Source organism: Akkermansia sp. JRP_AM1 (genome assembly GCF_049262625.1).
In the GTDB taxonomy this organism is placed as follows: Bacteria; Verrucomicrobiota; Verrucomicrobiia; order Verrucomicrobiales; family Akkermansiaceae; genus Akkermansia; species Akkermansia massiliensis.
Window position 1 is genome coordinate 169,545 of the sequence record NZ_CP118234.1, and the last position, 13,173, is coordinate 182,717.

At 60.2% G+C, this 13,173-nt stretch carries 8 protein-coding genes and 3 pseudogenes; 3 read left to right on the forward strand and 8 right to left on the reverse strand.

What is annotated here, in order from left to right:
• The first annotated feature begins 128 nt into the window (after window positions 1–128).
• A pseudogene (gene rpiB / locus PVA48_RS00730) lies at window positions 129–1,816 on the forward strand (ribose 5-phosphate isomerase B).
• Between the two features lie 133 nt (window positions 1,817–1,949).
• Here rpiB and PVA48_RS00735 read toward each other — a convergent pair.
• From PVA48_RS00735 to dnaG, 8 genes and pseudogenes are all read right to left on the reverse strand, one after another.
• Entirely contained in the window at window positions 1,950–2,969 is a 1,020-nt protein-coding gene (locus tag PVA48_RS00735) for a hypothetical protein (protein ID WP_146021107.1), read from the reverse strand.
• A gap of 5 nt (window positions 2,970–2,974) precedes the next feature.
• Window positions 2,975–3,388, reverse strand: a complete 414-nt coding sequence (locus tag PVA48_RS00740) for a hypothetical protein (protein ID WP_102722817.1) — start codon at window positions 3,386–3,388, stop codon at window positions 2,975–2,977.
• A gap of 225 nt (window positions 3,389–3,613) precedes the next feature.
• A complete protein-coding gene (locus tag PVA48_RS00745; protein ID WP_102728280.1) occupies window positions 3,614–4,018 on the reverse strand; it encodes a hypothetical protein in 405 nt (134 codons plus the stop codon).
• 182 nt (window positions 4,019–4,200) lie between these two features.
• Window positions 4,201–5,253 (reverse strand): TQO small subunit DoxD, encoded by a 1,053-nt coding sequence (locus PVA48_RS00750; protein WP_215451193.1) that lies wholly within the window; start codon window positions 5,251–5,253, stop codon window positions 4,201–4,203.
• A 95-nt stretch (window positions 5,254–5,348) separates the two neighbouring features.
• Window positions 5,349–6,080 (reverse strand): M15 family metallopeptidase, encoded by a 732-nt coding sequence (locus tag PVA48_RS00755; RefSeq protein ID WP_022396683.1) that lies wholly within the window; start codon window positions 6,078–6,080, stop codon window positions 5,349–5,351.
• A gap of 38 nt (window positions 6,081–6,118) precedes the next feature.
• A pseudogene (rpoD, locus tag PVA48_RS00760) lies at window positions 6,119–8,211 on the reverse strand (RNA polymerase sigma factor RpoD).
• A gap of 59 nt (window positions 8,212–8,270) precedes the next feature.
• Window positions 8,271–8,453: a hypothetical protein gene (locus PVA48_RS00765; protein WP_309557029.1), complete on the reverse strand. Its 183-nt coding sequence runs from the start codon at window positions 8,451–8,453 to the stop codon at window positions 8,271–8,273.
• 113 nt (window positions 8,454–8,566) lie between these two features.
• On the reverse strand, window positions 8,567–10,072 hold the full coding sequence (gene dnaG / locus PVA48_RS00770; RefSeq protein WP_309557028.1) for a DNA primase: 1,506 nt from the start codon (window positions 10,070–10,072) through the stop codon (window positions 8,567–8,569).
• Between the two features lie 232 nt (window positions 10,073–10,304).
• Between dnaG and PVA48_RS00775 the strand changes: the two genes are divergently transcribed.
• Both PVA48_RS00775 and rimO read left to right on the forward strand, forming a co-directional pair.
• Window positions 10,305–11,741, forward strand: a complete 1,437-nt coding sequence (locus tag PVA48_RS00775) for an NfeD family protein (RefSeq protein ID WP_102728277.1) — start codon at window positions 10,305–10,307, stop codon at window positions 11,739–11,741.
• A 26-nt stretch (window positions 11,742–11,767) separates the two neighbouring features.
• Window positions 11,768–13,125 (forward strand): annotated as a pseudogene (gene rimO / locus PVA48_RS00780) (30S ribosomal protein S12 methylthiotransferase RimO).
• Window positions 13,126–13,173: the final 48 nt, after the last annotated feature.

Consider the following 13,173-nt stretch of genomic DNA (forward strand, 5'->3'; position numbering starts at 1 on the left):
AACCGGGGCCCTTTTTCCGGGGTAAAAGGCGGCCGCCGCTCCTTCCGGAACGTGCCGGAATGAATCCGGGACTTGCCAGCCGGGGTGAAATAAGGCAGTATCTTTGCCCGTCAGCAATGAGCACCATCATGAATACGACATATAAAATTGCCATCGGCGCGGACCACGCCGGAGTCGACCTCAAGGAAACCGTAGTAGAACTCCTCAAGGCATGGGGCCATGAAGTGACCGACATGGGTACCATGACCAAGAATTCCTGCGATTATTCCGACTACGCCAATGAAGTCGCAAGCAGCATTGCTGACGGTACCAACGACCGCGGCATCCTCATCTGCCGGTCCGGCATCGGCATGAGCATCGCCGCCAACCGCTGGGTGGGCGTGCGCGCCGCCCTCTGCCGCACGGCCCCCGCCGCGGCCCTTTCCCGCCAGCATAACGATTCCAACCTGCTGTGCCTGGCCTCCGCCTATGTGGACAATGAAAGCGTGGAAGACGTGCTGGACGCATGGCTGCACGCGGACTTTGAAGGCGGCCGCCATGAACGCCGCGTCGTCAAATCCTCCGGCAGCCCCCTGCAATGGACGGACCCCGAACTGGCCGCGTTCATCCAGGAGGAAGGCCGCCGCGAAAGCAACAACATTGAGCTGATCGCTTCTGAAAACTTCGCCTCCCCCTCCGTCCGGGAAGCCCAGGGCTCCCTGCTGACCAACAAATACGCGGAAGGCTATCCCGGCAAGCGCTGGTACGGCGGCTGCGAGGTAGTGGACAAGGTGGAACAGCTTGCCATTGACCGCGTGCTGAAAATCTTCGGCGGGGACCATGCCAACGTGCAGCCCCACTCCGGCTCCCAGGCCAACATGGCCGTTTACTTCTCCGTATTGAAGCCCGGCGACACCATTCTTACGATGGACCTTTCCCACGGCGGCCACCTCACCCACGGCCACCGCGCGAACTTCTCCGGCAAGCTGTACAACGTAGTTCACTACGGCGTATCCCAGGAAACGGAAGCCATCGACTATGACGCGCTGGAAAAACTGGCCCTGGAAGTGAAGCCGCAGATGATCACGGCCGGAGCCAGCGCCTATTCCCGCACGATCGACTTTGAACGCATGGGCCAGATCGCCAAGGCCTGCGGCGCCTACCTGTTCGTGGACATGGCCCACATCGCGGGCCTGGTGGCCGGCGGACAGCATCCGAACCCGGTTCCCTATGCGGACTTCGTCTCCTCCACCACGCACAAATCCCTGCGCGGCCCGCGCGGCGGCTTCGTGATCTGCAAGGAGGAATACGCCAAGAAGCTTGATGCCGCCGTCTTCCCCGGCATGCAGGGCGGCCCCCTCATGCACGTGATTGCCGCTAAGGCGGCCTGCTTCGGGAAGCTCTGAAACCCGAATTCAAGGACTATGCGGCCCAGGTCGTGAAAAACGCCAGGGCCATGGCGGCCAAAATGGCGGAACTCGGCTTCCGCGTCGTCTCCAACGGCACGGACAACCACGTATTCATGGTGGACCTCCGCAACAAGGGCATCAACGGGGCGGACGCGCAGGAAGCCCTGGACCGCGTGGGCATCACCGTGAACAAGAATGCCATCCCGTTTGACACGGGTTCCCCCATGAAGCCCTCCGGCATCCGCATCGGCACGCCCGCCGTGACCACCCGCGGCATGAAGGAAAAAGACGTGGAACAGGTAGCGGAATTCATCGCCCGCGCCCTGGCGCTGTACGTAGGCGACCAGGTCTGCCCGAACCCGGACGGCTTCGCCCAGCTCAAGAAGGAAGTCTCCGCCTTCAACCGCAACTTCCGCCTGCCTCACTAATCAAATTGCTCTTTCACGTTCAAGCCGTCCCATTGCCAGCAATGGGACGGCTTGCGTTTTCACAAGAAAAGAGGGAAGTGCCGGGAGCTGCTTCAAGGGGCTCCCCTTTCCGCGTTCAACTCCCTCCGGTACACTAGCGAGGATCTGCCGGGATGTTTCCCCCACCCCCTGTAGCCGCCATATAACAGGCGGCTACATCGGCAATGCCATGGCCGTTGGAAAGGGGCGCATTCTGCCTGGGGATGCGGTACCGGCCGCCCACCAATCCTCCGCCATACGTACTGACCGGATCACAGCAAGTGGTTATATGGTCCAAGACGCCGGCAGCGGCCGCCAAACGGTCTGCACCCAGCGCCTGCAAGGAATTACCGGACAATCCCGCAGCATTCACCGCGACACCGCCAACCGGGAGAGGTGACCCTACATTGGCCGCCACCCCGAATTGGACCATGCCGCCGCCCAGGGAATGCCCGGTGGCCTGCAAGGACACTATTCCCGGCACATGATTCAACAAATGGCGAATCAGTCCCGCCGCCCTAATGTAGCAAATGTCACAGGAATACAACTGGAAAATATCCGTCAATACATTGGGAACAAAGACACGCACATGTCCCGTATCCGTTCCGCGAAACGCCACATATACGTTGCAATCACCGTTCTCGGCGACCTCCTGCTTGATGTAGGCATTAAACCCATGGCGCACATGGACATGTCCGCTGTCGGGATCGTAGCCGGGTGCACCTCTAAAGGGAGAGAAGGCATGATCCAGGGAGGCCAATGGAACGCCTGGCAGAAGGGCTGCGTCAGGGTGCGGCGCCATTCCCATCAGATACCCTCCGGCTCCCGGATTAAGGTAGGCATACCGGGAAAAAGTGATCCAAGTGGGAATGAGGGCAGGATAATGCGTATTGTCCCTGTAATGAAGGCGACAACTTATCCTGGCCGTCATAATGCCGGCCAATATCTGGACCAGAGCGGAATGCCGGGTCAGAGGCAACCCCGAAAGTCTTTCCATGATATAATTATAATGAGGAAGCGCCGCATGGCCTTCCTGAACGAGAAAGGCATCCAGCCTGCGCTTTCCATCCTGGCGGGAAAAATACCTGGTTGCTATAAAGTCAAACAAGTGCCTGAGATGAAGTAATGGAGTCATGGTATTTATCGAATTGAATTTTGAATATAATTCAGCACATCACGTTCTTCATCCGTCAGCGTGCCGCCCAATTGCTCTTTTCTGGACAAAATCTCCCGGGAGAACAGGAGGGCGTCCTGGTATAGAGACGCGATCTGGTTCTGTTCCAGTTGGTCCAGGGCTTCAAACCCCTTCAGCTTGCCCAATTGGGTTTCCACCCACTTCCTGATTTCCCGTTCACCGGATTCAGGCGCAGAGTTCGTAAACTTCTCCCATTCCTCCAGCCAGGTATTCGGGATTTCCACTTCAGACAGAGCCTGGAGCACTTGCTGCTCCAGATCATCCAGCTTGCCTTCCAGCCGTTCCATTTTTTCCAGGAACTGCTTTTCATCCGATTCCGGAAAATGGAAGGATGAATCATTATTTTTCTCGTCAGACATGATGTTTCAACATGGGTTGCGGTTTGCCGCCGCATCCGGAAAGGACGCGTCCAGCGGCAAACGCTGCACGAATACCCTGGCCTCCCGCGTCCGGAAAGAAAACAGGGGCTTTCCCAATACGGGGAACCATCATTCACAACAGCCATGCGCGCCTTTCAGCGGCATGGAAAAACCCGGCATGAACAAATGCCGTTTATACCGCCACCGTGCGGCCGCAGCTTCCGGCTACTTCCCTTCCCCTCCCAAACGGCTCTCCATGGACAACAGGGTGCACTTGGCGGCAAGCCATGCGTCCCGGCCCTTGAGAACCATCATTTTATCTCCCACGCTGGAAGCATAGGCCTTTTCCGCATCCCGAAAGAGCTGCTCCAGATACTTGACCAGTTCCTTCTGGACGGCGATGGCTTCTTTCAGAGATCCGGCGTTGTTTCGGCGGAATTCCAGCAAGTTCAAGTTGGCCCGCGTCACTTCCTCCCAGGGAACCATGCCGGACTTGTACTGTTCCTGCGCCAGTTCAGCCATGCTGGATAAAAGCCGTTCCCTTTCCTTGAGAAGGTATTTCAAGGTTTCTTCCGCCGGGGAAACGGCCGAAAAGCAGACGAGACAGAGTATGATCAGGGTAGTTTTCATTACTCCCCTTTTATCCCCTCCCTTTATTCTGTCAAGATGGAAAGGAACGTATCGCTTTGAAACAAAGAAGCTCTCGAAGATGAAAAACAGCGCAGCACGGACAAACATAGCCACCTCCGGAAAGAATCCCCAGCCGGGAATTCTTTCCTTTTATCCTGCCTTTCTCCTTCTTCCGGGGCCGCTCATACGCCGCCGGCCTTCCGGACCGGGGCGGACCATTCCTTGCCGCTTACATCCGTCAGCACTACGGAAAGCGGACCTTCCGGAACCGCAGAAAGCGCGGCGGGGAGTGTTACGCCGGCCCTGGCCCCCAGCGGAACGACCAGCCCGAAGGCGCCCGGCTTGACCTTTGCCAGATAAGCGTTCTCCATAGCGGAGGGGGGAAGCGCGGAAAGCTGGTCCGCCTCCATTTTCCACAGGGTGTTGCCCTGGCCGTCCGTCAGCCTGATGCGGACGAGGAAGGAGCCGTAGGTATCCACGCCTTCCGTGCGGAATACGTTGAAGCGCAATTCCTGCCCGGACAGGGAGGCCCCGCTGACTTCCAGCAGGGGCTTCACGGATTTGTTATGGAGCGGCCCCCATACGCCGCCATGAAAGAACTGGTTGGTTCCCAGCGTGACCAGCATCATGAACACGGCTCCCCAGATGGAAACGCGGGCCATGCGGCCGTATCCCAGCGGCAGCGGACCGGACCCCACCCAGGCAAACAGGGAGGAACGGCGCGCGCAGCACGGAAGTTTGGAAAGCCTGCCGTCCAGCGAACAGGAACCGCCCCCGGTCAGGAACAGGAGCAGTCCGGCGCACATGCCCAGAATGCCTATCTGCCATTCGTCCAGGCAGGTGGTTCCCAGCCAGCCGGAACCCAGCAGAATGCCCAGCGCCAGGCAGAAAACGCCCACGCTCGCCAGGCGCGTCAGCAGCCCCAGCATGAGCATCAGCCCCACCAGGAATTCAATGATGGTAAACGCCACCATGAACCACCAGAGTTCGGACGGGTGCGTCACCAGATATTCAATGACCGGCTTGATTCCCAGCGCATTGGGAAGGAAGTGGTTGAATTTGACGCCGATGTATCCCGGATCATCCGGAATCAGCTTGTTTTCCAGCACCAGGCGGCGCCAGAACGCGGAGAAGTACGTCCAGCCTACTACCAGACGCAGAGGGAGGGCCATTACGGCAGCCCAGCGGTAGGCTTCGGGCTGCATGGCGGAATCATGGGAATGTTCTTCTTTCATCTGGTCAAATTCTTCAGTATTCCGCCATCCTATTTCCGTCGGAAAAAAATCAAAGGATAAAATGCCCGGTCCGTGACAGCGGACGCGTCAAAGATTTACCGGGAGGCCATGCCGTCCCACACCGGGAAGTAATAATGCAGGGAGGGCGCGGGTTCATTCAGCAGGCGGTAGTGCCACCATTCCGGAGAATAGTTGGCGAACCCCTGCTTTTCAAAAGCCTTTTTCAGAATCATCCGGTTCCGGTGCTGGGCCGGGGTCACCAGTGCGGTGTCCGTAGCGGAACTGGGGTCCAGCAGGTCATGATGGCCGCCCATGTCCACGGGCTTTCCAGTTTTGGCATACAGCAGGGAGACGTCCACAGCCACGCCGCGTGAATGTTCCGAGAAGTCGCGCACGTAGTGGTCCCCGAACACCTTGGCCTTGTCAATGTTCGGGTAATACCGGGCTTTCATCTTCTGGTCTCCGGCGTCCGCGCCCCATTTGCAAATGTCCAGCACGGCGGTGTGGGGGCGGTAGGCGTCATAGATTTCCAGCAGGTAGCCCTGCCTGTACAGGTCTTCCGAGACTTTTTTCAGGGCGTGCGCCGTCTGGGTGCGCAGGATGGCGCGCCTGCCGTGGTAGCCGTCCAGCGGACGCCCCACGAAATTGTCATACCCGGCATACTTCAGGTTGGTCTTCACCAGCGGGGCCACCTGGTCCACGTACACAAAGCCCGGCTGCATCACGGGCTGGAGGGGCTGGTTGAAAGAGGGCTTGAATTCCCCGCTGCCTGAGCAGGAAGCCAGTAAAATGAAAATGCCGCATGCCGCGGCCACGCAGGTCTTCATGACCACGGAGCGTAGCACGGCATGCGGCGCAAATCCGGTCAGGATTCCGTCATTTCCAGGAATCCCTTGATCTTGCTGATGCGCGTGGGATGGCGCAGCTTGCGGAGGGCCTTGGCCTCAATCTGGCGGATGCGTTCCCGCGTGACGCTGAACTGGCGCCCCACTTCCTCCAGGGTGCGGGGGCTGCCGTCCCGGAGGCCGAAGCGCTGTTCAATAACCTCGCGCTCGCGGTCCGTAAGGGTGTCCAGCACATCCTTGATTTTCTCTTTCAGGAAGGAGAAGGAGGCTTCCTCCATGGGATTTTCCGCCGCCTTGTCTTCAATGAAGTCACCAAAGGAGGTGTCGTCGGAATCCCCTACGGGGGCTTGCAGGGAAATGGGCTGCTGGGCCATTTTCAGCACGGAACGCACGCGTTCCACGGGCAGGTGGATTTCCTCCGCGATTTCCTCCGGCGTAGGTTCACGGCCGTATTCCTGCACCAGCTGTTTCTGAACGCGCATCAGCTTGTTGATGGTTTCAATCATGTGCACGGGAATGCGGATGGTGCGGGCCTGGTCCGCAATGGAGCGGGTGATGGCCTGGCGGATCCACCAGGTGGCATACGTGGAGAATTTGTAGCCGCGGCGGTATTCGAACTTTTCCACCGCCTTCATCAGGCCCATGTTGCCCTCCTGAATGAGGTCCAGGAAGGAAAGGCCGCGGTTGGTGTACTTCTTGGCAATGGAAATGACCAGGCGCAGGTTGGCTTCCACCATCTCGTCCTTGGCCCGGCGGGCTTCGCGGAGCCACTTGCGGAGCTCCTGATAGGCTTCCCCATTTCATCCGCAGTCATCCACATGCGCAGTTCCAGTTCCGCAAGGTGTTCCTTGAGCTCCTTGTTGGACGGGTCCTGGGCTACCTTCTTCTGCATGCGGAGCACGCGGTCGCGGGCCTCGTCAATCATGGAGCAGAAATCCTCAATCACCTTGTGCTTGAAGTACAGGCGGCCGAAGAGCTTCACCAGAACGCCGGTGATCTTGTCAAACTCCGCCTGGCGGGCCTTCACGGACTTGGCGGCCTCCTTGCTGCGGTACAGCTTGCGGAAGGCGCTGGAAGCGTCCTGATGGGTCTGCTGGATTTGGGCGCAGAGCTGGGCCAGCCCCTTCATGTAGCGTTCGCGGGAGTCGATCTTCTTGTCAAGGATGACGCGGTCAAAGCGTTCCTCGTTGTCCAGCAGGCGGTAGGCCACGTCCAGATAGGCGTTCGCAATGAAGCCGAAGCGGTGCACGCAGCGCTGGACGTTCTGTTCCGCATCCTCAATCCTCTTGGAGATGGCCACTTCCTCTTCACGGGTGAGCAGGGAAACCTGGCCCATCTGCTTCAGGTACATGCGGACGGGGTCGTCCAGAATGTCCATCTTGGCTTCAAGCTTTTCCTCCTCGTCTTCTTCCTCCGTGTTGATGCGGGTGCGGTCCGTGTAGCTGTCCACGTCGGACGCGTCAATGATGTCAAACGCCATGCTGCGCAGGCGGTCCATGATGGCCTCATAGTCCTGCTGGTCAACGATGTCGTTGGGAAGGGAGTCATTGATGTCGTCAAAAGTCAGGTAGCCCTGCTCCTTGGCGAGCTTGATCAGTTCACGGATTTTTTCCTGGATTTCCGGGGCGTCAATCGGATTCGTGACCTTGCGGCTGGCGGCCCTCTTGCGTTCCTCTTCCAGGATTTCGCTCAACTTCTTGGGAGCTTCCGCCTTAGCGGCAGGCTTGGAGGCCTTCTTTTCGGCGGGTTTCTTTTCCGCCGGCTTGGCAGGAGCCTTCTTGGCGGCGGGAGCGGCGGCTTTCTTGGCCGGTGCGGCCGCGGGCGCCTTTGCCGGAGCCTTTTTGGCGGGTACTGCGGCCTTCCCGGCGGCAGGGGCCGGAGACGCCTTTTTCACCGGGGCTTTCTTTTCCGCTGCGGGCTTGGCGGCAACGGGCTTTTTAGCCGCCGGAGCGGCGGCCTTGGCGGGGGCTTTTTTGGCAGGGGCTGCCTTGGAAGTGGTTTTGGAAGTTTTTGCGGCAGGCTTGGATGCTACTTTTTCCTTGGATTCAGAAGCTTTTTTGCTGGCGGAAGTCTTCTTGGGAGAAGAGGAGGATGGGTCACCGGATTTGGACATATCTTGAAAAGAAGAGGGCACAATTCACCATTATATCAATACCCGGAGGTATCGAGGCACTACATTGTACCCAGCAAACGCTTCAAGTCAACACTAAGTTTGGATAATTCCAGCCTTCTGGCGGCGTCCGTGGAGGGGTCCGCCAATTCCGCCATCAGGGACGCGATATGCCTTTCCAGGGCCGCCTTAGCAATGCCGGAGCAGGCTTCCTGGACGCTCCGGTCCACATCGGGGATGGGCACCGGGTCCAGGTTCAGCAGGTTCAGGGCATCCCGTTCCGGCTGTGGCAGGGACGCCAGAAAAGCCTGAATGGCCGCGGGACTGTCCGGAGAAGGAAGCCGTGCCAGGATTTTTTTCAGGATCCCCCCCCTTGCAGCATCCGCATCGGCTCCAGCAATTCTTCAATACGGTCCACGATGAGCCCCTGGGCACGGGCGTTCTGGAGGGACAACTCGCAAAGCACGGCCACGGCACGGTCCATCTTCACGGGGGGCTGCGTCTGAGAAACTTCCGCAGCCGCCGCACGGTCCGCGGACTGTGCCTGTTCCCTTCCCTTGCGGCGTCCGGCCGTCCTGACGGCACTCCGCAGGTCATTCACGGTCGTGCGCATCCTGGTGGCGACGTCCGCCGTTGCCAGGTCGCGGGCCACGGGGTCGCTCATGCAGGCCAGCAGAGCCGTCATCTCACGGGCAAAGGCGGCGCTGGCGGCGGCGTCAGTCAGCAGGCCGCGTTCCTTGGCGCGTTCAATGCGGACCTCAAAGAAAGGACGGGCCTGCTCCACCATCTCTGAAAACGCTTCCTTCCCTTCCCTCTTCATGAAGGAGTCCGGATCGTCCCCCTCCGGAAGATTCACCAGGTAAACATCCTTGCCGAATGGGGCCAGCTCCCGGAAGGCGCGGTCCGCCGCCGCCATGCCCGCCTTGTCCGCGTCAAAACAAACGACAATGCGGGAGGCATAGCGTGAAAGCGTTCTGGCGTGCTCCGGCGTGAACGCCGTTCCCAGGGGAGCCACGGCAAAGGAAATGCCGGCCTCATGGCAGGCGATGACGTCAAGCTGCCCTTCGCACAGCAGGGCCTTGCCGCTCTTCCCCATGGGACCGCGCGCCCTGTCCAGGGCAAACACCACATCCCCTTTCTTGAAAATGGACGTTTCCGGGGAGTTGACGTACTTGCCCACGTTTTCCTGGGGCCGCAGAATTCGTCCGGAGAACGCCACGCATTCCCCGTACACATTGTTAATGGGGAACATCAGCCTGTCCCGGAACCGGGCGTACAGGTCCCCGCGCTCTCCGCGGTTGGCAAGGCCGGAATCTATCAAAACCTGGTCCGGAAGCCCCTCCTTACGCGCCCAGGCCAGGAACTCCCGTGAAGAATCAGGAGCCCAGCCCACCTGCCAGCGCTTCGCCATGTCCGCCCCGTATCCGCGGGAATTCAGGTAGGCCCTGGCCTCCGCCGCCTTCGGGGAGCGGAGCAGGAGCCTGTGAAAAAACTCGGCCGCCTTCTTATGGGCCACCAGCAGGGCCGTGCGCGCCTTGCGCCGCTTTTCCTCCGCGGCGTCATACACTTCCTCCACCAGGGTAATGCCGGCTTTTTCCGCCAGCCGCCGCACGGTATCCGCAAAGCCCAGGTTTTCCATCTTCATCACGAAGGTGATGGCGGATCCCCCTTCCCCGCAGCCGAAGCATTTGAAGTTCTGCCGGGTCTGGTCCACGATGAAGGAAGGCGTCTTCTCATTATGGAACGGGCAGCACGCCTTCCACCGGGACCCGGCCCTTTTCAGGGAAAGATAGGAACCCACCACATCTACAATGTCAGTGGCTTCCAGAACGCGCCGGATGCTGTCTTCATCAATCCTTCCCATAAGGCGCGGCCAGTCTATCACAGCCCCGCCGGGTGCACAAGAAGACAGAATCAGGACGCCATTCACAGGAAAACAGGGGGAGGAAACAACCGGGCGCGCACTGGAAAAACAGAGGAGCTCCCGTGTTCCTCAGGAAAACCGGGTGAAACGGCGCGGCGGCATCCGGCCTCCCCGTCCGCACGGAACGCATTTCCCCATTGAGCGCGGGCGCGGAACGTGTTAGCCTGTCTGCATGAAGCACATTCACCTTCTGTTGCTGGCTCTGCTGGCCCTGTTCGCCGGCTCCCCGTTCCGGGCGGCCGCGGAGGAATCCTTCCGCGACCGGGTAGTGGTCATTCCGGTGGGGGAGGACTCCCTGACCAGCAAGCAGAGCTTCGGCTTCATGAACCGCATCCTGAAGCGGGCGCAGGAGGAACAGGCGCGCGCCGTGGTGTTTGACCTGAACACGCCCGGCGGCCTGGCCTGGGAAACCAGCGAGATGATGATGAAAAGCATCCAGCCGCTGACCATCCCCACTTACGCCTACGTGAATCCCAAGGCCATGTCCGCCGGGGCGCTCATCTCCGCGGCGTGCGACAAGATTTACATGGCGCCCGTCTCCTCCATCGGCGCGGCGGGCATCATCACCTCCTCCGGGGAGGAGATGGACCCCGTCATGCGCAAGAAGGCGGAAAGCGCCTTCTGGGCCTTCACCCGCTCCGTGGTAACGGAAAAGGGCTACCGCCCGGAAGTAGTGAAGGCCATGATGATCCCCTCCGACCAGGAGCAGCAATTCGGCCCCGTCAAGCTGGAAAAAGGCGCGCTCCTGACCCTGACGGGCAAGGAGGCCGCCACGCGGCTGGAAGACGGCAGGCCCCTGCTGGCCCAGGGAACGGCCACCTCCGTCACGGACCTGCTGGCCCAGGAGAAGGTGGACGCCCCCACGGTCACGGCGGAACCCACCGCCTTTGAACGCATCGGCCTCTGGATTGCGTGGGCCTCCCCCATACTGATCCTGCTGGGAATCGGCGGCATCTACATGGAATTCAAGACGCCTGGGTTCGGCATCGGCGGCATCGTGGCCATTGCCGCGTTTGCCCTGTTCTTCTTCGGCAACAACATCGCTGGGAACCTGGCCGGGTATGAAACGGCGGCCCTGCTCATTCTGGGCGTGGTCCTGCTGTGCGTGGAATTCTTCGTCATCCCGGGCACCTTCATTGCGGCCATTGCGGGCGGTATCTGCATCTTCCTGGCCCTGTTCGGCGGCATGATCAGCTCCTGGGAATGGGACCACATCATCCGGAACGGACAGTGGGACGACGTCAACACGCTGGCGATGGTCCTGGGCATCCCCCTCCTGAAACTGGCCCTGGGCCTGACCGGGGGCGCCATCCTGATCGCCGTGCTGATGAAGTACCTGCCGGACTCCGTCCTGATGCGCCGCGTCACGAACGCCACGGTCAGCGGCGGCCCCGCCGGGGAAGCCGTCAACATTGCGCGCGTGCAGGTAGGCGACCGGGGGAACGCCGTCACGGAGCTGAAGCCCAACGGCAAGGCCATGATCCATGGCGAAATATGCGAGGTTTTCTCTCGACAAGGCATACTCATTAAGGGTACCCCTGTGCGCGTCGTGGACATCCGTCCGTTCGACCTCGTCGTCGTCAGGGACGACTCCCCCTCCGGGGACTGACGCCATCACGCTTTTCACTCACTGCCATGCCTCTCACCGTTGGACTTATTTCCCTGGGCTGCCCCAAGAACCTGATTGACTCTGAAATCATGATCGGCCACATGCAGAAGGCCGGCATGACCATGACTCCGGAACCTGAGCTGGCGGACGTGATGGTAGTCAACACCTGCGCTTTCATTGACCAGGCCAAGCAGGAAGCCATCGACGCCATTCTGGACGTCGTGCGCGCCCGGGAGAGCGGAGCTTATCCGGAAAACCAGAAGCTGATTGTAGCGGGCTGCCTGTCCCAGCGCTTCCAGAAGGAACTGCCCGCCCTGCTGCCGGAGGTGGACGCCTTCATCGGCCCGGACCAGGTCACCAAACTCCCGGAAATCATCACGAAGGTGATGGAGCGGACCGCTCCGGATAAAATTTTATTGAAGGCAAGTGCAAGTATGTTCCGGACTGGGACACGCCGCGCTACCGCCTTACTCCCCCGCATACGGCCTACATCAAGATAGCGGAAGGCTGCAACCACGGTTGCGCCTACTGCATCATCCCGATAATCCGGGGACGCCACCGCAGCCGCTCCCAGCAGGACGTGGTGCGTGAAGCGGAAGCCCTCATCCGGTCCGGCGTGAAGGAAATCTGCCTCATTGCGCAGGACATTACCTACTACGGCATGGACAAATGGACGGATGCGCGCCCGAACCGCCGCAGCGCGGTGGACTCCTCCCGCGGGGAATCCCTGGCCTCCCTGATCCGCGCCCTGAACGCCATTGAAGGGGAATTCTGGATCAGGCTTCTTTACACCCACCCCGCCCACTGGAGCGACGAACTGACCGCCGCCATCGCGGAAAGCCCCAAGGTGGCCCGCTACGTGGACATCCCCCTTCAGCACATTTCCGGCAACATGCTCAGCGCCATGCAGCGCGTGACGGACGGGGACTACATCCGCAACCTCCTGCGGGACATCCGGAAGGCCGTTCCGGGAATCGCCATCCGCACCACCTTCATCACCGGATTCCCCGGAGAGACGGAGGACGACCATCAGGAATTGATGGAGTTCATTGAGGAGTTCCGCTTTGAACGGGCCGGCATCTTCACCTTCTCACGGGAGGAAGGCACGAAGGCCTACAAGATGCCGAACCAGGTGCACCACCGCACCAAGGCGCGCCGCTACAATGAAGCCACCATGCTCCTGACCCGCCTTGCCTCGGAAACGGGCCAGGAACAGATCGGCAGGAAAATCCGCGTGCTGGTGGACGCTCCCGGCGTTGCCAGAACGGAATGGGACGCCCCGGACATCGACGGCACCGTTTCCGTCCCCCTGACGCTGCCTGTCGGCGAATTCGCCACCGTCACCGTAACGGATGCCGTGGCGTATGAACTGACGGCGGAATAGGCTGCCGCCATTGGTCAGGCAGGGAGGAAACAGGATTCAGGGAAACCA

What these genes read in the sequence shown, in the direction of transcription:
- PVA48_RS00755 (WP_022396683.1), bottom strand. Translation starts at nt 6,080, where the DNA reads ATGAAGACCTGCGTGGCCGCGGCATGCGGCATTTTCATTTTACTGGCT.
- PVA48_RS00745 (WP_102728280.1), bottom strand. Translation starts at nt 4,018, where the DNA reads ATGAAAACTACCCTGATCATACTCTGTCTCGTCTGCTTTTCGGCCGTT.
- PVA48_RS00775 (WP_102728277.1), top strand. Translation starts at nt 10,305, where the DNA reads ATGAAGCACATTCACCTTCTGTTGCTGGCTCTGCTGGCCCTGTTCGCC.
- PVA48_RS00735 (WP_146021107.1), bottom strand. Translation starts at nt 2,969, where the DNA reads ATGACTCCATTACTTCATCTCAGGCACTTGTTTGACTTTATAGCAACC.
- PVA48_RS00740 (WP_102722817.1), bottom strand. Translation starts at nt 3,388, where the DNA reads ATGTCTGACGAGAAAAATAATGATTCATCCTTCCATTTTCCGGAATCG.
- PVA48_RS00750 (WP_215451193.1), bottom strand. Translation starts at nt 5,253, where the DNA reads ATGAAAGAAGAACATTCCCATGATTCCGCCATGCAGCCCGAAGCCTAC.
- dnaG (WP_309557028.1), bottom strand. Translation starts at nt 10,072, where the DNA reads ATGGGAAGGATTGATGAAGACAGCATCCGGCGCGTTCTGGAAGCCACT.